This window comes from Sphingopyxis sp. (genome assembly GCF_035998965.1).
Lineage (GTDB): Bacteria > Pseudomonadota > Alphaproteobacteria > Sphingomonadales > Sphingomonadaceae > Sphingopyxis.
Genome location: NZ_DASYHE010000094.1, coordinates 36918 through 56334 on the forward strand (window position 1 = coordinate 36918; position 19417 = coordinate 56334).

A 19417-nucleotide genomic window follows, 5' to 3' on the forward strand; every position below is an offset into this window, starting at 1 on the left:
TGCAAGCTTCAATTGGGTCCGATGCTCGGTCCCAGATCGCGCCGCGGCCCATCGGCTTTCGCGTCGAGGATGGTCACCAGTTGCCCGGTGCGGTCATCGCGCTTGGCATAATCGCGCGCGCTCATGCCCGTGGCATGGTCGGCCTTGTCGGGATTGGCGCCGCGTCGCACCAGCAGGCGCACCATCGCGGCATTCTTGGTCTGCACCGCCAGGATCAGCGCGGTTTCGCCGCGGCGGTTGGTCTGATCGACCGGCGCCTTGGCATTGAGCAATTCCTCTGCGCCATCGGTGAAATTGAGGAGCGCCGCATGCATCAGCGGAGTCATGCCCTGGCGGTCGGCAATCGCCGGATCGGCGTCTTTCGCCAGCAGAAAGCGCAGCCAGGTCGCGTCGCGGCGCTTGGCAACGATGGCGAGCGCGGTCTCGCCCGATTCGGGGTGCCGACTGTTGATCAGCGTCGCATCGTCCTGCAACGCCTCGGTCGCCTTGGTGCCGTCGCGGCTTTCGACCGCCTGCAAAAAGGCATAGCCGCCGCGAAACTGCGCCTGAACCGGGCCGGCGAGCAAGGCGGACGTCGCGACGAGGGCCAACAGGAAGGCGGCAAGGCGGAATTCCGCGCGTCGGAACATGATCTGGGTGACCCCTGGCAAGCACCGTCGCGACATCGCGACGAGAATGGTTGATTTTCGCGGGCTAGCCGACCAAGGCTGGCCCCATGATGAATATCGCGAATATGGGACAAACGCTTGTCCGTGCAAGCCTGATCGTCGCGTTCGGCGCGATGCTGGCGGGTTGTGGCGCCCCCGCCGACGCCCCGCCCGCGACGCCGCCGCTCGAAGGCGCGCGGATCGGCGGGCCGTTCACCCTGACCGACCAGAATGGCAAAACCGTTCGCGACACAGATTTTGCCGGGAAATATCGCCTCGTCTATTTCGGCTACAGCTTTTGCCCCGACATTTGCCCGGTCGACCTGCAAAAACTGATGCGCGGGCTGGCGCAGTTCGAAAAGGCCGATCCGGCGCGCGGCGCCAAAATCGCGCCCTTGTTCATCACCGTCGATCCGGCGCGCGATACGCCCGCAGCGCTGAAGCCCTTTGTTGCCCGCTATCATCCGCGCCTGCTCGGGCTGACCGGCACCCCCGAACAGATCGCCGCGGCCGCCAAGGCCTATGTCGTCACTTATCACAAGGTCGATGGCTCAGCGCCCGACCGCTATCTGATGGCGCACAGCCAGCTCGCGTTCCTGATGGACCCGGCAGGCAAGCCGCTGGCACTGCTGCCGCTCGATGATCCGTCGACCGACGCTGATGAAGGGGCGCCTGCGGCGGTCGCCGCCGATCTGGCAAAATGGGTCCAGTGACCGGAGGCGCGGCGCCTCGCCCGTTCTGGGAGGCGCCGCTCGCCAGCCTCGACGCCGGGCAGTGGGAAGCCTTGTGCGACGGGTGCGGCAAATGCTGCCTGCACAAGATCGAGGATGAAGATACCGGCCGCATTTATCCGACCAATGTCGCGTGCCGCCTGCTCGACCTCACCACTGCACGCTGCGGCGATTACAAGCATCGCCGTCGTCATGTTCCCGATTGCCTGACGCTGACCAAGGCGAAGGTCGCCGATATCGAATGGCTGCCGCAAAGCTGTGCCTATCGTCTGCGCGCCGAGGGGGAACCCCTGCCCGCATGGCATTATCTGGTGTGCGGCGATCGCAATGCGGTCCACCGCGCCGGTCAATCGATCGTCGGCTGGACGGTCAGCGAGGATGTCGCGGGGCCGCTGGAAAATCACCTTGTCGAACGCGTGGTTTAACTCGCGCGCCGAGGCGCCGCACATTCAGGTGGGCGACGACGCCTGGCCGGTGCGCGTGGTCCAGCACGCGCAGTCGCGGCGCTACCGGATGGTTTTCGACGCGGCGCGCGGGGAGCTGCGGCTGACCGTACCGCGGCGGACGAATATCCGCGCGGCGCTGAAATGGGCGAGCGAGCAGCAGGCGTGGCTGGCCGAACAGGTCGGCAAGGCCGCGCTGCCGGTGCTCGTCGGGCCGGACGCGTCGGTGCCGTTCCTGGGCATCGATCGCCGCATCGACTGGTCCCCCACCGCACCGCGCGCGATCGAACTCGAGCCGGACGCGCTACGCGTCGGTGGCCCGGCCGAGACGGTCGGGCGCCGGGTCGAGCGCTGGCTGAAGGGGCAGGCGCTGGTGCTGCTCGACCGCGAGAGCCGCGAGATTGCGGCACGCGCTGGATTGGCGGTCGGCCGTGTCGGCGTCGGCGATCCGCGCAGCCGCTGGGGCAGTTGCACCCACGATGGCGACCTGCGCTACAGCTGGCGGCTTGTCATGGCGCCTGACCATGTCCGCCGCGCGACGGTAGCGCATGAGGTCGCGCATCTGGAACATATGGACCATGGCCCCGCGTTTCATGCATTGGTCGACGACCTGCACGACGGCGACGTCGCCGCGGCGCGCAGCTGGCTGCGCCGCGAAGGACGCAGCCTCCACCGTTATCGTTTTGCTGTCTGACTGGAGCGTCGTTTGGAGCGGGTGAAGGGAATCGAATAATTGGTCAAATGACCCGGAAAACAAGCAATGCAGTCTGACGCCAATTCAAAGGCCCCCAGAAAAGCCCCCGTCAATTCCTGACTTAAAAGTCCGGAGGTTCGATTCCGAACGCGGAGCTTTCTGCATATATTTCGCCTATTCCGAAAGATCGCGCAATCGGCATATTGCTGGACGCAACCGTGTGGCAGCCAGCCTTTTCAATCCGTGATGGCGCGTCGAATCCGGCTCTGATAGAGATTGACGCGAGAGTAAGGTCCGCGTCGCGCCCGACTGCGCTAAGGATCAATAGGAAGGAGCGCTCATGTCTACCAAGCAAATCGTCGCGCTTCTGAACTCGCATGTGGAGGGCGATCAAGAGCAGTTTCTCTCGATCGCCTTACAAATCGCTGCGCAACAGGCACGGGCTGGCAATGAGGCCGACGCTAGCGCGTTGAAGCGGCTGGTACAAAAAGCGCGCCAGCGCCAAGGTGGAGCGCCCTCGGGTCAGACGCCGATCCCGTTGGCGCGACCGCGTGGTGAACTGCAGGGACTCGTCGAAAGCGCCTATCCTAAGACCACGCTTGCCAACATGGTGCTGACCGACCCCATTCGTGCGCGCCTCGAACGCGTCGTGCGCGAGCAAGGCCAACGCGCTGTGCTTCGCGACCATGGGCAAACTCCGGCGACGCACCTGTTGCTTGTCGGCCCGCCGGGAACTGGCAAGACGATGACTGCGGCTGCGCTCGCCGGCGAGCTGCGTCTGCCGCTGTTCACAGTGAAGCTCGAATCCTTGTTTAGCCGCTTCTTTGGCGAGACCGCCGGAAAGCTGCGCCTCGTCTTTGATCAGATCGCCCAGACTCGCGGTATCTATTTGCTCGACGAATTCGACGCGATTGGCTCAAGGCGCGGTGACCCCAACGATGTCGGCGAAATCCGTCGCGTCCTGAACTCGGTCCTGTCCTTCATGGAAGAGCCCAACAGCACCGACAGCATTGTCATAGCTGCGACTAACCATGTCGAGATCCTCGACAAGGCTCTCGCGCGTCGCTTCGACGAGGTCGTCGAATATCATGTCCCCGATCACGAGGCGGCTCGCATCCTGCTGACGCGGCGACTGGGCAAGCTGCGCCTCACGGGAAAGGCTTGGAGTTTGACCGCGCCGATGACCGAGGGCCTCAGTCAAGGAGAGCTCGTTCGAGCCGCAGATGCCGTGCTCAAGGCCGCGATCTTACAAAACGCCAAATCGATAGATGTTGAGCGGCTGCGCGCTGCGCTTGAAGACCGCCAATCGTTCCGCCGGCGCTTTCATCCGTAATGACGTCGCGATCGCGCCAAAGGAATAGTAGAAATTTTAAAGATTAGGCGGGGGAAACATGTCTGAAGGTGAGGCTAGCGCCGGACCGCTGCCACATATCCCTATCGCGCGGTGGAAAGACGACGCGCAATATGTCTATCCCAAGTCGAAACGCGATCCCCGCGAGCGGCGCGCGGACTATCACGCGCATGCCGAGACGCTGTTGGCACAGCTCGCAAACGCGCTGGGCGCGCTTCCTGCGGCCGACGTCGACCAGCGTATAGTGGTACCTGGGCGCAAACGCGGTGTCCTCGTCGAACTAGAGACGATGCAGCCGACACCGCAGGCGAAGGCCACAAAGATCCCGGCGGGCCTTGAGTTCGTCGCCCAGCAGATCGCGTTGTTGCGCTCCGAGCGCAGTGACGACCGCACCGAGCGGGCGATCCTGTTCGTGCCCGATGACGCGCGCGCCTTCCTTCAGGCAAGGATCACCGCTTATGGCACCGAAAATCTTGGCAACCGCGAGCGCCCCGATGTCGATAAATTCGAGGTGGTCGAGGCTGTGCATAAAGCCAGTGCGCGTAACCTGATCGCGGGGACGCCCGATCTTCAGTCGCCCGACATACGCTGGTGGGAATTATGGCTGCGACGGCCTGACGCCGTCGTCAATGCGGTCGTAGCCGCCGCTCAGGCCATGAACCTCGACGTCCACGCCGATCGCTTGATCTTCCCCGATACGATTGTGCTGTTTGTTCATGCCAGCGCCGCCGCAATCCTCGAGCTCGCCGATCGCCTGCACGGCACGATCGGCGAAATCCGAGCCGCAGCGCCGGTGGTCGAACCCTTGCTCGATACGGGTGACCATGGCCTCGGGCAGCACGCACTCGTCGAGGATTATCTCGCGCGTCTCACCGCGCCCCCCGAAGGCGCGCCGAGCATCTGCATCCTCGATTCCGGCATAGCTGGCGCGCACCCGCTGGTCGCACCGGCACTCGCGGGTGCCTGGGCGGTCGATGCCGAATGGGGGACGGATGATCATGCCGATCATGGCGGCCACGGCACCGGCATGGCCGGGCTCGTCCTCCACGGCGATATGACAGGTCCGCTTTCAGACGGTCGCGTGGTTGCGCTCAGCCACCAAGTTGAATCGGTGAAATTCCTGCCGCCCACCGGCTTTCCCGCCACGGAGCCGCCAAAATACGGCATCGTCACTCAATCCGCGGTGGCGACCGTCGAGATCGAGCGTGCAGGTGTGCCACGCTGCTTCTGCATCGCAACGTCGACAGAGGATCTCGATCCCGACGCGCCGTCGAGCTGGAGCGGCGCGATAGATCAGATCGCTTCGGGCGCGATGCCGGGTGACCGGCAAGACAATGTCGCCGCCAAGGATCATCCCAAGCGGCTCGTGATGATCGCGACGGGCAATATGCAGGGTGGGCCCAAGGCCGATGTCGAACAGCATCATTCGCTCGAAGACCCGGCGCAAAGTTGGAACGCGCTCACCATCGGCGGTTACACGGCCAAGGTCGAGCTGTCCGCCGCGGACCCAGCGATGACCCCGCTTGCAGAGGCCAACCACAAGAGCCCATTCAGCCGCGGATCGCTGAGCCTTCCGTCCGACCTCACTCCGATCAAGCCCGAAGTGCTGTTCGAAGCTGGCAATATGATGGTCGATGATGCGGATTACTGCGGCTGGCATTCAGCGGTATCGCTGGTGACCTCGGGGAAGGACCTCGCCACAGAGCCGTTAGTGCCCTTCTGGGCGACGAGCGCTGCGACCGGGGTGGCTGGTAATTTCTTGGGCCAACTGATGGCGGCTCTACCGGGCTACTGGCCCGAGACCTACCGTGCGCTAACGGTTCATGCCGCTGACTGGCCGCAGCCGATCCGGTCCATGCTTATTGGCCGGGGACGGTCGTGGAAGGGTATCACTAAAGGTGCTAGGCAGAGCCTCCTGCGCGAGGTCGGCTTCGGCGTTCCCTCTCTGGCGCGCGCCATCGCTTCGGCGCAAAATGACATCACGCTAATCGCAGAAGCGGAGATTCAACCCTATGCGCTGACCGACGATGGCCGCGCCGTGTTCAACGCGATCCATTTCTACGACCTTCCATGGCCCAGCGCGGCGCTGCAAGCGTTAGAGAATGCGCCCGTCACGATGAAGGTGACACTGTCCTATTTCGTCGAGCCGAACCTGTCCGGGAGGGCAGGCACGCGGCCCGATACATACCGCTCTTTCGGCCTTCGCTTCGCGCTCAAAAAGCGTACCGAGACCGCGCGGGATTTTCGTGCGAGGCTCAGCAAGACCGACGAGGCGGCGGAGAAGGTGGGGGCCGAGACCGACTATTGGCTACTCGGCCCGCAGGCGATGCAGGCCGGTTCGCTCCACTGCGACCTGTGGCGTGGTCCGGCGGTCGACCTTGCCGCGCATGACGAAATCGCGATCCTGCCTGTTGGCGGCTGGTGGAAATCGCATCTCGGACAGAAGCGGACCAATGACAAGGCGCGCTACGCGCTTGCTATTTCGATCAGTGCGCCCGACCTCGATGTCGATCTCTATGCCGAGGTGACGGCAGAGATCGAGGCACGCATCGCAGCGGAGGTCGTGGTGCCGGGCACGCCCGGCGCCTGAACGCGCATCGACTCGGGTCGAATGCGCGCCATGGCCGCAAGCATTGTGAGATCGGAGTTTATGCGTCCGATTAAGGCGCTCTCAAACATTCAATCCCGACGATGAACCCGTGTGCGCTTCTTCCGACCGCGCCCGACCGGTGCAAAGTCCGTATCAGCTCCGTCCCCGCCGTGCCGGAACCTTGGCCGCCTTCGCAGCAGGCTTACGACCGCCGCCGCGCCCTTTGGAACCAAGGCCGATTTCTTTGGCGAGCGCGCGGCGCTTTTCAGTGTAGTTGGGCGCGGTCATCGGGTAATCCTTGGGCAAGTTCCATTTGGCGCGATAGTCGTCGGGCGTCATGCTGAAGTTAGTCATCAAATAGCGCCGCATCATCGTTAGTTTCTTGCCGTCCTCAAGGCAGACGATATAGTCGGGCTTGACCGATGATCTGATCGAAACCGCGGGTTTTTGCTCTTCGACCGACTCAACAACCGGCGAACTCAGGCCCGCGAGCGCACCATGAACGCGCGTGATCAGGTCGGGAAGATCGGCGAGGCCGACAGCATTGTTCGATACATGCGCCGCGACAATATCGGTGGTCAGCGCGAGCAGCATATCCTGGGTGTCTTCGGCCACGGGCAGTCTCCTCTTCTGTCCTGCCCTAGCGGCTGCCTTGCCGTCCGACCATGTCTATTTTCCGATAGGGCATCGCGCCGCGCGCCACGGGCGCGCGGCGCGCGATTTTTCACGGTCGCAGGCAAACGGGCGGCGGACTTCGCCGCCGCCCCTTACCCTCACGCCGCTTTGCGCTGTGGCTCGTTCTCGGCGACCGGATCCGCCAGCTCGCGGTGCGCCGCAACGGTGCCAATCCCGCCCCGCTCGGTGTAGGCGGCGGGCGGGAAGCTCATCCATCTCGGCACCCAGCTCTCGACCTTGCTCCGGCCATTCGCACCGTCCAGATGATCGCGGATGATCGCCTTCAAGGTCGCGCCTTTCTCCTTGGCATTGGCGGCAGCAACCTCGGCCCCGCCGACCTCGGCAACAATCGCGGTCAGCACCTCCTTGTCGCGAAGCCCCCCGAAGAAAGCATCGTCCGCACTCCACCATTTTGCCATGTCGAGGCCGATATGAAGGCCGACCGCCTCAGCGGCTGCACTTCCGGCGAACAGCGTTTCGCCCATGACGATGGCGATCACGTCCATCACCGCGCGGTCGGGCAGGTCGAGAAGCCGCAGGAACAGGTCCCCGAGCGGCATAGGGTTGCCGCCGGTCACGGTCGGTTCCTCAGCATCGAAGCCGAGTAGCGCCAGCACCGCGCGCCGTTTCTCGTCGAACACCGCCTCGGCCCTGCTGACCTCGACGCTTTCGCGCACATCATCATCCTTGGCCGACTGCGGCTCGACCCGCACATTCCAGAGCGGCGAACCCGCGATGGCGTGGGCGACCATCAAGCGCAGCGCTACCGCCGGATGACCGGTGAGTTCGGCGCGAACGGCAGCGTGGCGATGAAGATCGACATAGGCCTGGATCCGCGAAGTCAGTTCCGGGCGCGCGGTTGCCGGCGCGACGTCGATCTTCTCGCCCTTTTCGATGCGCGCCGCTTCCTTGGCCGTGACATAGCCCTCGTGGATATCGACCTCGCCGCTATCGCGCACCTCGATATAGACACGCCCGCCCTTGCGCTTCGCCGCGTGACGATGTTCCCACTCGCGAAAATAATTGCCCTTGGGCAGGACGACGACCTCGCTCCACCCCGCGTCCAAAAAGCGTGACCGACGTTCCTCGATGGCGGCAAGCTGTGCGGTCCAGAACGCATCGCTGTCCGCGAAATAGCGCTCGTCCCCGAACAGGTCGGCAATGATCGCAAGGCCGCTCGCCTCGACATCGAACAGGGCATGGGCTGTACTGATCGCGCCACCGCCGAATAGCCAGTTCTTGAGCTGCTGACCCTGCGGGCAATAGGCGTCCTCGTCATCGAACAGCGCCAGCCATGCGCGCTGCTGCGATTTGGACGCCATCGTCAGGTGCCGCACCGTTCCCGCGCTGATCTTCTCCTTTGCATAGAGCGAACGGATGCGCGGCAACAGATTGCCGAGCGCGAGGATGCGCTTCACCATCGCTTCGGGCATTCCGAACGTATCCGAAATATCGGCGATGCTGCGCCCTTCGCGGACCAGCCGCGTATAGGTGACCCACTGCGTGACCTCGTCGGCATCGCGCCGCGCCACATTCTCGATCAACGAGGCTTCGAGCGCGGCGGCATCGTCGCCTTCTTCGAGGATGGCGCACGGCAGCGGCTCGGCCTCGCCCTTCTCGCCCGCGACGACGATCGCCGCCGTGAAGCGCCGCGCGCCCGCCACGATCTCGAACGCACCCTCGGCGCAGTTCGGACGGACGATCAGCGGAACGAGAACACCGCGCGCACGGACGGTCGGCAGAATGTCCGCCACATCGGGCGCCTTCTTGGCGTAGCGCATGTTGGTCTTGCTGATCGACAGCTTGCCAAGGTCGATAAAGTCGAGTTTCATGGTCTTGCTCCTTGTGAGCGTCGGTCCCGTTGTGTCTTGAAGCGTGGCGGGACCGACTATGGATGACGGCGAAACGCGCCGTCCGCGTCAGCCTCAGCCCTTGGGCTTCGGAAGCTCGTCGCCACGCGCAGCGCGACGGAAATTCTGTTCGGCGGTGATGATCGACCCCTCACGACGAGCGGCAGCAGTCCAGCCCGACAGTGGAATCTCGGAAGCAAAGCCCAGATCGCGCTCGATGCCGAGACCGAAGGGCAGTCGCACCGACGCCAGTTCGGACAGGCTGAACGAGCCGAGTTCGGGGCAGCCGAACCCAAGATCCGCCAATCCGAACAGCGTGTCGCCATCCTCACCCAATTCGGTCGCGAGCCATGTCGCCGCACCGACTGGCGAGAAGAATTTGGCAACCGGCACAAAGTCCGGCTCCGCCGCACCCGCCATCACGGCGGCACGCCGCGCCTCATCATTGGCGCGCAAGGCGACATGAAGTTCAACGGACAGGAGCTTGCCCCCATCACGGCGTTCGTTGGTCTTTCCCATGCTATCCTCCATTCCCGCCCCCTAACCATCAGGCCCCCGGCGGAGCGGGGTGGGCGGCGAGAACGACCTGCCGGGTGCGGCCAGGAAGGCGGTCCGCACCCGAAGGGCTGAAACGAAGAGGAAGAGCCGCGCAGCGGCTTGCGGGACGCCGGGACGCGCCCAGAGGGGAGAGCCGGCCAACCCAGCGACAGACGGGAGGCCGATCGATAACGCCGCCGCGTTCAACGCGGCGCCGACATGATCGTCAGCGACGAAGACTTATCCGCCGCTCGGGCGGATCGCGAGAAGAGACGCGCTCTCGGAACGGCCGCAGGCTGTGCGGCGTGCGTGCGCAGATGTGCTTAGCCGCCGCACTGACAAGGTAGCTGGACCGAGCGCGCAGCGCGGTCAGGACAGACGCGCGATCCCTGTCGGCGCCTGCCGTCGGCAGTGAGCGCCCACCAGTAACCGCGCACAGTTTCCGGGGCGTCGCGGGGGTGGTCAGCCCCTGCGGAAGGGGTACGGACGGACTACAGGCTGGCCATCAGGGGAAGACTTTCCCCGTAAGCAGGCTAGAAACTGGATCTAGAAAGCTCGCCTTTTCTGGGCTGCATGCGGGCCAACATGCTTTTGGCAATGTGCGGCTTTATCCGCTGACGCTGCGCCGACAGATCGTTTTGGTGACAGTTCCGCACACGCCGCCCGCTACCGCAGGGGCAGGGCCAATGCCCTTTCGATCGCTGCTGGCGTAGGAATCGTAGAAGATATAGTAGGTCTTTCCGTACGTTAGGAATGCCCAAAGCTTCAGCATAGGCTTCTTCCAAGCCCGACATGCCGTGCGCGCGCTCACCGAAAGGCCAGCTTCCGGTATTCTCGAACCAAAACTGTCCTAGAAAATATTCGCGTAGCGGACCCCGGAGATAAGCCGAAAAGCTCGTGCTTCCAGCTGTCACCAGCCAGTTTTCCCAGACAGTTACGCAGCAATCGCCTTCGCCGTTGATATGGTGATCGGGATCGCGGGCAATGCGCCCGTCGGTCTCAAACACGCGAGGTTCGATACGCGGATAGGCCGACGATAGTTCGATCCTGACCCCGTATCGGGCCAGCGGGCCTTCTGGGTCATAGGCGGCGTCACCGCCCGTGACCACGAACGTCCCTTCGACTACGATCATGTCGCGCTGTTGCGTTGCCCGAAGGTCGGGTTGGTCGAACGCAATTGCGGCTTCGACTTCGGACAGTGTCAGCAAGTCAGCGGCCTTAGCGGACCCATGGGCGGGACTGGGGTCCGTTGCGCTGTACTTCGTCGACCGCGCGGCGGGCACGTTCCAGGTCAGCGTCGGAGGCGCCGCCCAGCAGAAGTGTCGGCACGCCAATAGCGGTTTCGTTCGGCATGACGCTGGCGACCGCGCGCTTCACGAGGGTCGGACCGAGCCGCCGTTCCAGCTCGGCGGGAACAGTGCCGAAGGGGCTGGCACGCAGATACTGGGCGAAATCCTGCCTAGCTTGGGCAAGCCATCGGATGAAATTGTCACGCTTGGTCGGCTCTTCCGGCCATTTGTCGGCGAAGTTCTCGACTGGATTGACCGGATTAGCGACCCATGCGATGCCGTCGCGTTCAAGGATGTGGAGGTGCATGTTTGACAGGATAGTCTGCAGCGCTGCCGACAACGACGCCTCCTCATTATAGGCATGTGCCGCCAGCGTCGTGATAATGATCGAGATCGGCTTGTGCTCGCCATCGTCGGCGAACATGCAGTCGCGGTGGCGCTTCAAAAGTTGGACGGCCTGCTGAAGCGGGGTGCGCACCTTGTGGTCCGGGATCTCATCGACGCTGGCTGTAACCCGTTCACGAGTAGCTAGCACCCGCTTCGCCTCGGTCAACCGCACCCGCATCCGTCCCTTGAACCAAGCGGCATAACCGTAGGGGTTGCTCTGCAGCCAGTCGTCCGAGATACGATCGTAGTCGTGACGCTGGTTGTCCGTAATCGCGATCGCGTGGCCGCTTAGACTGTCATCCGATGCCAGAGCGCGAAAACCCTTTGCCATCAGCTGCGACTGATATCGCGGCGCGTCGGGCAGCGCCGGCAGGACGTCCATGTGGAACTGAGCGCCTTGGGCATAATTGAGGGTCCAGCAGCGACGGCGTTCGTCCGGACGCTCCATGTTGCGGGCACGCGCATACAATGCGACCTCATAGCCGACAGCATCCTTGAGCTGCTTCTGGGTCAGGGTGGCCTTGGATCCGTTGAGGCGACAGACCAGATCGACGTCATATTCGTCGGCGTCAGTCAACGGGCGCGTGACGGTTCCCAAGAGGAACGACCCGTGCGGCGAAATGGCAGGATCCAGATCGGCAAGGGTGGATTCCGGGCGGTCCAGCCAGCTGCCCAGCGCCTCATAGCGCTGTTTGGCTTCTTCGAACTTGCCTGCCGGGATGTCGAGCGCGGCGGCGATTGCTTCGAGGATATCGTCGTGCGACCTGGCCAGCCGCTTGTCGTGAACAGTCATCAGGGCACCTTTTGAAAAGGGGTGAATTCGTCGGCGGGGGTGCCGAAGAAATAGGGTTGCAGGATCGGCCTCTGGACGCGGGCTTCAGCGAAAGCGCGGTCCTTGAGGCTGCGAATGCGCCGGGTGTCATCGAGCGAATAAAAGCCATCGGGGACCGGCTGACTGACCCGGAAGACGGCGCGGCGCTCGTGCTCGTCGCCGGTCAGGATCTTGGCGATTCCGAGCGAGCCATGCGACTGTCCCGCCATGAAGATGCCCGACAGCTGCGGTGCAATCCTCGCCGCGCCGAATGTAGCTCGTAGGGTCTTGATATCGTCAAGACAGCCAACGCTCAGGACGTTGATTTGGTCGGCGGGCCAGCCGAGCGTGCCAATGGCTTCGACAACCGCGAGCCCGGCGGGATTATTGGCCCAAAGCCCCCCGTCGACCAGCCCGACGTCGTTGGCGGTTACGTGCTGGGCGAAATAGGTTGGTGCCGCCGCCGTCGCCATGGCCGCATCGATCGCCAGCTCGCGGCAGTCTGTTTGTAACCGGGGATGGTGCGCGGTCTTGAAGACATAGACGCCTTGGGTCTGGGGGTGCCATGCAGGAATCACCAACCGGGTCTGTGCTTCGCCCAGAAGCCGATCGCCAAGCACACCATATAGGGCATTGCGAAGCGGCTCCGCGCTGTACTTGGGTCCCCAGAGCGCCCAGCGTCCAGTTCGCAAGTAGCGCCCCAGCCAGCCCATGAAGCCTTTTCGGCTCTGCGCGAAGATCGCCGGGCCTTCTTCCTCATAGAGACGAAGAATGTCGGCGGCGCGCAGCCCGAGTGCGAGCCCGATAGCGATGATCCCGCCTGTAGATGTACCCGCAATGAGGTCAAAATAGCGCCCGATCGGCTGTTCGAGATCCTGCTCAAGATTTGCAAGAAAGGCGGCCGGGAAAGTGCCCCGGATGCCGCCGCCATCGATGGTCAGGATGCGCTTCACCGCGGGGTGCTCCGAACTCAGTGCTTTTTGTCGTGCGGGGGCATCGGATCATTGCCGGGCGCCACAGTGTCCGAATCGCGCCAGCGCCCGTCACGACCCTGAATGCGAACTTCACCACCACCCAAATTCCTCACCGTCTGCTTGGCGGCCTGTTCCGCACTGCGCTGCGTCGAATGCACACTGCTGGCACGCTGCGCACCTGCCGCCCTCACCGCCCAGCCGTTCGGGTGCTTCGTTACGTACCGATCTGCCACTACACGTCTCCTTGACTCGATAAGGTCAACCGTATATAAACTATTCTGATCGGACGTCAAGGTCCGTATAGTTTATATACTCATGGAGAACAGCTAGGTGCGCTGGGGTGTGGAACAAAGGCTTGAGTTTATTGAGTTTCGTCTGTTTTGGGAGGGCTCGATCAATCGCGCCGATATCATCGACTGTTTCGGTGTCTCGACGCCGCAAGCTTCGAAGGATTTGTCGCTTTATCAAGCCCGTGCGCCGGGCAACATGCTGTATGATTCGCGGGCTAAATGTTACGTCGCGGCTGACGCGTTCGTGCTGCGATTTCTCGATCCCGATCCATACAAGTACCTCTCTCAATTGCGCGCGGTTTCGGAGGGGATGTTGCCAGCAAGCGAATCTTGGATCGCAGCGATGCCTAACGCGGACGTCGCGCTCACGCCCAAGCGTGAGATCGACATTGCTATCCTGCGTCGGATTCTCGAGGCGGTGCGCGAGAGCCAGTCGATCGAGGTTCTGTACCAGTCAATGAACAGTGCGCGGCCTGATCCGATTTGGCGTCGGATGACGCCGCACGCGTTCGGGTACGACGGATTCCGATGGCACGTGCGCGCTTATTGTCATGTCGAGGACAAGTTCAAGGACTTCCTGCTTCCTCGGATTCTGGAGGTGGGAACCAAGGGTGAACCTGGACAATCCGGGGAGCATGATTGGCTCTGGAACAACTATTTTGACGTTTTGATCGGTCCGCACCCGGATCTGACAGAAGGACAGAAGAAAGTTGTCGCTAAGGATTACGGCCTTGAAATCGACACGACGATACTTTCCGTGCGCTATGCGATGCTATTTTATGTATTGAAAAGGCTCGGTTTGCTTGACGATGCAGCGAAGCGCAGTGCGCGGACCCAGCATATTGTCAATGTAAACCGGAAGGAAACGCAGGCAGCGCTCGAGCGGGCCGAGTTTCAGCTATAGGACGTAAACGGGGGACGGAAGTACCGATGGGGGCGAAACTCGAAGACATCAAGAACGGTGCATCGGTGCGCGGCGTTGCCTCGAGTCAGCCGGTTCATGTGATTTCAATCGACTGGATCGGAGATCAAGCGATCAATGTCGTGTACCGTGATCACAACGGTGCCGTCGCCGAATCCGTTCTCTACCGGGATGACGAACATCGCTTGGAGGTCGAGCAGAACGGCCGTCCGTGGTCCTTCGATGCCGATGGTGCGCTGTTGCGTCTGGTGACCGAGGCCAACCGGATCAAGCTGGCGCACTATTTCGACCCCTATCTCGCTATCCATACCAGCTTGGTCGATCCGCTGCCGCATCAGATTTCGGCGGTTTACGGCGAGATGCTGCCTCGCCAGCCGCTGCGCTTTTTGCTCGCCGATGACCCTGGCGCGGGTAAGACGATCATGGCCGGGCTGCTGATCAAAGAATTGATTGCACGAAGCGACCTCGAACGCTGCCTGATCGTAGCGCCCGGCAGTCTGGTAGAGCAATGGCAGGATGAACTTGGCCAGAAGTTCAACCTCGAGTTCGACATTCTGAGCCGCGATATGATCGAAACCTCGCGCTCAGGGAACCCGTTCACCGACCGGGACCGGCTGATCGTCCGGCTCGATGTGCTGGCGCGCAACGAGGATTTGCAGGAAAAGTTGATGAGCGCCCGCGAGTGGGACCTCATCATCTGCGACGAAGCCCATCGCATGTCGGCGACCTATTTCGGCGGTGATGTCAAATATACCCGTCGTTACCAAGTCGGCCAGAAGCTGGGTCAGGTCTGCCGTCACCTCCTGCTGATGTCGGCGACCCCGCACAACGGCAAGGAAGAGGATTTCCAGCTGTTCATGGCGCTGCTCGATGGCGACCGGTTCGAGGGCAGATTCCGTGACGGCGTGCACTATGCTGACACTGCCGACATGATGCGGCGGCTGACTAAGGAAGAGTTGCTCCGTTTCGACGGGCGGCCGCTGTTCCCTGAGCGCCGGGCCTATACGGTCAAGTATGAACTCTCCGACGGCGAGGCTGCGCTCTATACGGCGGTCACCGAATATGTGCGCACCGAGATGAATCGGGTGCAGCGCTTTGCCGAAGGCGATGGGAAGAAGCGCAACAACGTCGGCTTCGCGCTTCAGATCCTGCAACGCCGTCTCGCGTCATCGCCCGCTGCGATCTACCAGTCGCTCAAACGGCGCCGCGAGCGGCTCGAGGCTGAACTCGGCGAAGCGCGACTTGCGAGCCTTGGCCGTCGCCCGGATTTCACGATGGCGAAGGTCAATCCTGACATGCTCGGTAATATCGATGAGTATGGCCAGGACGAGATCGACGAACTCGAAGACCTGATTTCGACCGGAGCAACGACCGCCGAGACGGTCGAGCAGCTTGCGCTGGAGGTCGAGACGCTCAAGGGTCTGGAAACGATGGCACTCGGCGTTCTGCGTTCCGGTGTCGATACCAAATGGAGCCAGCTCAACCGGATACTCGATGACGATCTGATGGTCGATTCCTCCGGAAACCGGCGCAAGCTAATCATTTTCACCGAACCCAAGGACACGCTCAACTATTTGCTCGACAAGGTGCGTGCCCGGATCGGCAACGCCGCGGCCGTGGACGTAATCCATGGCGGAGTTTCGCGCGAGGAGCGCCGCAAAGTGGTTGAGCGCTTCATGCAGGACAAGGACCTGCTGGTGCTGATCGCCAATGACGCGGCAGGCGAAGGCGTCAATCTTCAGCGCGGGCACCTGATGGTCAATTACGACCTGCCGTGGAACCCGAACAAGATCGAGCAGCGGTTCGGCCGTATCCACCGTATCGGCCAGACCGAAGTGTGCCATCTCTGGAACCTGGTTGCCGCTGACACCCGTGAGGGCGAGGTTTATGCCCGTCTGCTCGAGAAGCTGGAAGCGGCGCGCGAAGCGCTTGGCGGGCGGGTCTATGATGTGCTGGGCGAACTGTTCGAAGGGACGGCGCTCAAGGACCTCCTGTTCCAGGCGATCCAATATGGCGAGCAGGACGAGGTTAAGGCCAGGCTGCTCCGCCAGGTCGACGGTGCGGTTGACCAAACGCATTTGCTCGAACTGTTGCGCCGCCGCGCGCTTACCAATGACACGATGCCGGAAGCCCGGGTCGAAGAGCTGCGGCTCGAGATGGAGCGCGCCGAGGCGTTGCGCTTGCAGCCGCACCATATCCAGAGCTTCTTCGTTGAGGCCTTCCAGCATCTCGGCGGGCGCATCAAGCGGCGCGAAGAAGGACGCTGGGAGATATCGCACGTCCCGGTTCGCGTTCGGGAGCGGGATCGGCAGATTGGGAACGGCTCGCCGATCCAGAAGCAGTATGAGCGGATCTGCTTCGAGAAGGACAAGATCAATCAGCAGCCGGTTGCGGCTTTCGTGTGCCCGGGGCACCCGTTACTCGAAGCGGTGATCAGCCTGATCCGTGAGCAGTATGAGCAGATCATGCGGCAGGGTGCGATTCTGGTCGATGACACCGATACGGGAGAAGCCTTGTCTGCCGTGTTCCTGCTCGAACACAGCGTCCAGGATGGCCGCCTGACTAGCTTCGGCAAGCCGCATACGCTGTCGCAAAAGTTGCAGTTCGCGGCGATCGACAAGGCGGGTAATGCGACCAATGCAGGGATTGCCCCGCACCTTAACCTTCGCCCTGCCACGCCAGAAGAGGTTGCCGCAGTTCGCGGCCAGCTCGACGAGGGCTGGCTCACCACCGACCTTGAAAAGAGTGCGATCCGGTTCGCGACGGTCGAGTTGGCGCAGAACCATGTTGCTGACGTGAAAGCCCGGCGCCTGCCCGAGATCGAGAAGGTCGAGCAAGAGGTGCGCGCACGGCTCAAGAAGGAAATCAACTATTGGGATTCTCGCGCCTTCGAACTCAAGGAAGAGGAAAAGGCGGGCAAGAAGACGCGGCTCAACTGGCAGAATGCGCAGCGCCGCGCCGAGGATCTCGCCGAACGACAGAAGCGGCGGATGGATCAACTGGAGAAGGAGCGGTTCATTTCCTCGCAGCCGCCGCGGGTTCGTGGCGGCATGGTGGTGATCCCGCGCGGCCTGCTCGACGCGCAGAACGCAGCGCCCATCGGCAACCATTTCTCCGAAGACCCGGCGGCGCGCCGGGCAATCGAGCTGGCGGCGATGGAGGCGGTGATGGCCGCCGAGCGGACACTGGGCAACGAGCCGACCGATGTCTCGATGCAGAAGATCGGCTATGACATCGCCTCGCACGATCCTGCGACCGGGCATCTGCGCTTCATCGAGGTCAAGGGCCGGATCGACGGCGCCGACAGCGTGATGATCACGCGGCAAGAGGTCATCACCTCGCTGCACGAGCCTGAAAAATTCATCCTGGCGGTGGTCTCGATCAGCAACGGTTACGCCCATACTCCGCGTTATATTCGTGGCCCGCTGGTCGAACGCGAACCGTCGTTCCTCGAAACCGCCATCCAGTTCCACCTTCCGCGCTTGCTTGAGCGCGCGAGCGCCCCCGCTTGAAAGGCAGTTCATGACGATTAACGCACAAAACCGACTGCTGCCTGACTGGTTTGCCCGCGTGCGCACCCGCCAGACCGTGTTGCCGCGCTTCCAGCGGTTCGAGGCCTGGGGCTATGGCAATGTCACCCAGATGTTCAACACGATCCTGCGCCGCCTGCCGCTCGGAGCAGTACTCATCCTCGAGATCGGTAATGAGGAGCCGTTCATTTCACGGCCCCTCGTGGGCGCGCCTACTGACGGCGAACGCATCACCGAACATCTGCTCGATGGCCAGCAGCGCCTGACCGCCCTGTGGCGGGGCCTGCATAACAATTACGAAGATCGGACATATTTCCTCTACCTCAAGCCGGATGAGGACTCCGGCATGCCCTATTATGTCGATTCCGTCGGACGTTGGAAAAAGCAGGGGGATATCGAGGCGCGCCCGTTTTGGGCGAACGATCCGGTGCAGTTGTGGAGCCGGCGGATGATCCCGCTCAACCTGTGCGCGCCGGGCGACGAGGCCAATGACCGCTACAAGACCTGGGCAAAGATCGCGATCCCGGATGCGGATGAGCGTGAGGCGATCGGCGAATTGCGGTCCAAGGTTCGCGAGACCTTTGCGACGTTCAACATGCCCTATCTTTCGCTCCCGGTGACGACGAGCAAGGACACGGCGCTCGACGTCTTCATCAAGATGAATACCTCGGCGGCACCGCTATCGACCTATGACATTGTTGTCGCCCAGGTCGAGGCGGCGATGGGACAGTCTCTGCACGAGTTGGTCGGGGCTTGCCGCGAAGCGTGTCCTGGCATGGCGGCCTACTATCCGCCCGAAGATTTGGTGCTTTATGCGAGCGCGCTATTGCAGGACAAGCCGCCGACCAACGCGACCTATCTTGCCAAAGGGTTTGGCGAAACCCTGCTCGCGCACTGGCAGGAACTGCTCCTGGGCGTGCAGCGCACCGTAACCTTCCTTGAGGAAGAGCGGGTCTTCGACGCCAAGCGGCTGCCGAGCGATGTGGTGCTGCCAGTGCTGACGGCGCTGTGGGCGCGCGCGCCCCAAGGGCTCGATGCCGAGGGCCGCGCACGCACCATCATGCGCAAGTATCTCTGGCGTGCCTTCTTCTCCAATCGCTACGAGAAATCGACCAATTCGCGGGCATTGTCGGACTATCTGGAACTGCGTGCGGTCATCGCCTCGGCCGAGGCCGCGCAGCCTGCGATCTTCGATGAGGCGCAATACCCGCTACCCCAGACCGATGAACTGATCGCCGCGCGCTGGCCGACGAACAAGGACCGGCTTGGCCGGGCCATTTTGGCGCTGGCGCTGCACGAGGGTGGCCTGGACTTGGCCGATGGTAGCACGGTGAGCCGTGGGAACCTGCCGCGCCGCGAATATCACCATCTCTTCCCGGACGCACACCTCACCCGGCAAGGGGTTCCGGACTCAGAAATCTACCGGTCGCTCAATTGCGCTCTGGTCACATGGCAGACTAACCGGAACATCTCTGACAAGGAACCAGAGCGCTATCTCGCCGAGCGGCTCGAAGGCACGCCGCTCGGTGAGCCCGAAGTGCGCCAGCGCCTCGCGAGCCACCTCATTCCCTATGATGAGATGGTGACCGACAGCTATCACGATTTCCTCGAGCAGCGCGCAAAGCTGGTTCGGGAAAAGATGCTCAAGCTCTGCGACACCGGGATCGTCGTATGACCCACCGCACCGCGTCGCCGC

Annotated in this window: 16 protein-coding genes; 8 read left to right on the forward strand and 8 right to left on the reverse strand. The window is 62.6% G+C overall.

All coding sequences use genetic code 11. The features are described from left to right. Nucleotides 1-8 precede the first annotated feature (8 nt). Nucleotides 9-629: an ankyrin repeat domain-containing protein gene (locus VGN68_RS16895; RefSeq protein WP_327478266.1), complete on the reverse strand. Its 621-nt coding sequence runs from the start codon at nucleotides 627-629 to the stop codon at nucleotides 9-11. Between the two features lie 86 nt (nucleotides 630-715). On the opposite strand from VGN68_RS16895, the gene VGN68_RS16900 reads away from it, so the two are divergent. From VGN68_RS16900 to VGN68_RS16920, 5 genes are all read left to right on the forward strand, one after another. Next, nucleotides 716-1360 carry an SCO family protein gene (locus VGN68_RS16900; RefSeq protein WP_293701516.1) on the forward strand — a complete coding sequence of 215 codons (645 nt, stop codon included), beginning with the start codon at nucleotides 716-718 and terminating at the stop codon, nucleotides 1358-1360. Further along, nucleotides 1348-1803 carry a YcgN family cysteine cluster protein gene (locus VGN68_RS16905; RefSeq protein ID WP_293701519.1) on the forward strand — a complete coding sequence of 152 codons (456 nt, stop codon included), beginning with the start codon at nucleotides 1348-1350 and terminating at the stop codon, nucleotides 1801-1803. Before VGN68_RS16900 ends, VGN68_RS16905 begins: the two co-directional genes overlap by 13 nt. Next, nucleotides 1784-2515: a M48 family metallopeptidase gene (locus VGN68_RS16910; protein ID WP_327478270.1), complete on the forward strand. Its 732-nt coding sequence runs from the start codon at nucleotides 1784-1786 to the stop codon at nucleotides 2513-2515. The genes VGN68_RS16905 and VGN68_RS16910 overlap by 20 nt, the downstream gene beginning before the upstream one ends. A gap of 340 nt (nucleotides 2516-2855) precedes the next feature. Beyond that, nucleotides 2856-3848, forward strand: coding sequence for an ATP-binding protein (locus tag VGN68_RS16915; protein WP_327478272.1), 993 nt, complete (start codon nucleotides 2856-2858; stop codon nucleotides 3846-3848). A gap of 58 nt (nucleotides 3849-3906) precedes the next feature. Continuing rightward, on the forward strand, nucleotides 3907-6456 hold the full coding sequence (locus VGN68_RS16920; RefSeq protein ID WP_327478274.1) for a S8 family peptidase: 2550 nt from the start codon (nucleotides 3907-3909) through the stop codon (nucleotides 6454-6456). Nucleotides 6457-6609: 153 nt separating this feature from the next. On the opposite strand, the gene VGN68_RS16925 is transcribed toward VGN68_RS16920, so the two are convergent. The 7 genes from VGN68_RS16925 to VGN68_RS16955 form a co-directional block, all read right to left on the reverse strand. Next, nucleotides 6610-7050 (reverse strand): MucR family transcriptional regulator, encoded by a 441-nt coding sequence (locus tag VGN68_RS16925; protein ID WP_327478362.1) that lies wholly within the window; start codon nucleotides 7048-7050, stop codon nucleotides 6610-6612. Between the two features lie 179 nt (nucleotides 7051-7229). After that, nucleotides 7230-8963, reverse strand: coding sequence for a ParB/RepB/Spo0J family partition protein (locus tag VGN68_RS16930; protein WP_327478277.1), 1734 nt, complete (start codon nucleotides 8961-8963; stop codon nucleotides 7230-7232). A gap of 93 nt (nucleotides 8964-9056) precedes the next feature. Further along, the gene (locus VGN68_RS16935) at nucleotides 9057-9500 is read right to left on the reverse strand and encodes a DUF2958 domain-containing protein (RefSeq protein WP_327478279.1); all 444 of its coding nucleotides are present in this window, start codon (nucleotides 9498-9500) and stop codon (nucleotides 9057-9059) included. Between the two features lie 551 nt (nucleotides 9501-10051). Next, nucleotides 10052-10726, reverse strand: a complete 675-nt coding sequence (locus VGN68_RS16940) for a hypothetical protein (RefSeq protein WP_327478281.1) — start codon at nucleotides 10724-10726, stop codon at nucleotides 10052-10054. 10 nt (nucleotides 10727-10736) lie between these two features. After that, complete coding sequence (locus VGN68_RS16945) at nucleotides 10737-11987, reverse strand: nucleotidyltransferase (protein WP_327478283.1); 1251 nt, start codon at nucleotides 11985-11987, stop codon at nucleotides 10737-10739. Further along, the gene (locus tag VGN68_RS16950) at nucleotides 11987-12958 is read right to left on the reverse strand and encodes a CBASS cGAMP-activated phospholipase (protein WP_327478285.1); all 972 of its coding nucleotides are present in this window, start codon (nucleotides 12956-12958) and stop codon (nucleotides 11987-11989) included. The genes VGN68_RS16945 and VGN68_RS16950 overlap by 1 nt, the downstream gene beginning before the upstream one ends. 17 nt (nucleotides 12959-12975) lie before the next feature. Continuing rightward, entirely contained in the window at nucleotides 12976-13212 is a 237-nt protein-coding gene (locus VGN68_RS16955; RefSeq protein ID WP_327478287.1) for a DUF2188 domain-containing protein, read from the reverse strand. A 97-nt stretch (nucleotides 13213-13309) separates the two neighbouring features. On the opposite strand from VGN68_RS16955, the gene VGN68_RS16960 reads away from it, so the two are divergent. Genes VGN68_RS16960 through VGN68_RS16970 form a run of 3 tightly spaced genes read left to right on the forward strand, consistent with a single transcriptional unit; the run spans nucleotide 13310 to nucleotide 19396 of the window. Next, complete coding sequence (locus tag VGN68_RS16960; RefSeq protein ID WP_327478290.1) at nucleotides 13310-14173, forward strand: WYL domain-containing protein; 864 nt, start codon at nucleotides 13310-13312, stop codon at nucleotides 14171-14173. Nucleotides 14174-14199: 26 nt separating this feature from the next. Further along, nucleotides 14200-17703, forward strand: coding sequence for a helicase-related protein (locus VGN68_RS16965; RefSeq protein WP_327478292.1), 3504 nt, complete (start codon nucleotides 14200-14202; stop codon nucleotides 17701-17703). 10 nt (nucleotides 17704-17713) lie between these two features. Beyond that, the gene (locus VGN68_RS16970) at nucleotides 17714-19396 is read left to right on the forward strand and encodes a GmrSD restriction endonuclease domain-containing protein (protein ID WP_327478294.1); all 1683 of its coding nucleotides are present in this window, start codon (nucleotides 17714-17716) and stop codon (nucleotides 19394-19396) included. Nucleotides 19397-19417 lie beyond the last annotated feature (21 nt).

Coding starts and splice junctions, on each gene's coding strand:
- VGN68_RS16895 (WP_327478266.1), bottom strand. CDS start 629: ATGTTCCGACGCGCGGAATTCCGCCTTGCCGCCTTCCTGTTGGCCCTC.
- VGN68_RS16905 (WP_293701519.1), top strand. CDS start 1,348: ATGGGTCCAGTGACCGGAGGCGCGGCGCCTCGCCCGTTCTGGGAGGCG.
- VGN68_RS16970 (WP_327478294.1), top strand. CDS start 17,714: ATGACGATTAACGCACAAAACCGACTGCTGCCTGACTGGTTTGCCCGC.
- VGN68_RS16935 (WP_327478279.1), bottom strand. CDS start 9,500: ATGGGAAAGACCAACGAACGCCGTGATGGGGGCAAGCTCCTGTCCGTT.
- VGN68_RS16930 (WP_327478277.1), bottom strand. CDS start 8,963: ATGAAACTCGACTTTATCGACCTTGGCAAGCTGTCGATCAGCAAGACC.
- VGN68_RS16900 (WP_293701516.1), top strand. CDS start 716: ATGATGAATATCGCGAATATGGGACAAACGCTTGTCCGTGCAAGCCTG.
- VGN68_RS16945 (WP_327478283.1), bottom strand. CDS start 11,987: ATGACTGTTCACGACAAGCGGCTGGCCAGGTCGCACGACGATATCCTC.
- VGN68_RS16920 (WP_327478274.1), top strand. CDS start 3,907: ATGTCTGAAGGTGAGGCTAGCGCCGGACCGCTGCCACATATCCCTATC.
- VGN68_RS16925 (WP_327478362.1), bottom strand. CDS start 7,050: ATGCTGCTCGCGCTGACCACCGATATTGTCGCGGCGCATGTATCGAAC.
- VGN68_RS16915 (WP_327478272.1), top strand. CDS start 2,856: ATGTCTACCAAGCAAATCGTCGCGCTTCTGAACTCGCATGTGGAGGGC.
- VGN68_RS16965 (WP_327478292.1), top strand. CDS start 14,200: ATGGGGGCGAAACTCGAAGACATCAAGAACGGTGCATCGGTGCGCGGC.